Here is a 683-nt window from a genome sequence, read left to right on the forward strand (position 1 = left end):
GCACGCCTCAAGCACCTTGCGATCTTTCCTCGAAAGGTGGACTTCTCTTGCTTCGGGTATCATCCCGACCTTGAATCACGACTCACGTTCCAAGAAAAGTGGGTACTAGCCGAGATCTGGCGACAAGGATCGCTCGGATCTTCTGGCTTTCCTCACTTTTGACTTTGACCTCTCGATACCATCCAACCCGCACCAGTTCGGCAAGGCCTCGCGCATCATTCTGATCGCTCTTGTTCATTCGGACCGACAAAGCTGCGTGCGCATGCCGAGCGTCGATGCAGACCACCGGAAGCTCAACCCTGCGGAGTTCATGCCATAGCCAACTCGCCATCGCACCGGTCCCGAAGCCGATACGCTCGGCATGAGGCGCATGCTTGCTAAGCAGGTCAGTCAAGACACCAGGATTAGACTTGGCTTTTCCTTCGAAGATTACTTGACCAGTCTCGTTGACAACGCACACAGCGGTTTCTCTCTGTGAGACGTCCAGCCCGACGTACTGCTTCATGGGAGCTCCTTCGAATCATTTGATTGCGAGGGCTCAACGATAACGGAGCTTGTCTGCCACGAGCGCCGACTGCGGATTTCACGGATCGTGAGCATCGATTTCGCGCGATCGTGAGCACTGAATTCAGACGATCGTGAGCAGCCCGCTACGGCCGATGGGAGATAGAGTCAGTGTTCTG

1 protein-coding gene is annotated in these 683 nt (G+C 55.2%); it reads right to left on the minus strand.

Annotation, left to right across the window (positions count from 1 at the left end; genetic code table 11):
• Positions 1-82: 82 nt before the first annotated feature.
• Positions 83-505 carry a transposase gene (locus tag QJT78_RS51880; RefSeq protein ID WP_281460919.1) on the minus strand — a complete coding sequence of 141 codons (423 nt, stop codon included), beginning with the start codon at positions 503-505 and terminating at the stop codon, positions 83-85.
• Between the last annotated feature and the right edge of the window lie 178 nt (positions 506-683).

The organism is Bradyrhizobium sp. Mp27 (assembly GCF_029953005.1).
Taxonomy (GTDB): Bacteria; Pseudomonadota; Alphaproteobacteria; order Rhizobiales; family Xanthobacteraceae; genus Bradyrhizobium; species Bradyrhizobium barranii.

Coding starts and splice junctions, on each gene's coding strand:
- QJT78_RS51880 (WP_281460919.1), bottom strand. CDS start 505: ATGAAGCAGTACGTCGGGCTGGACGTCTCACAGAGAGAAACCGCTGTG.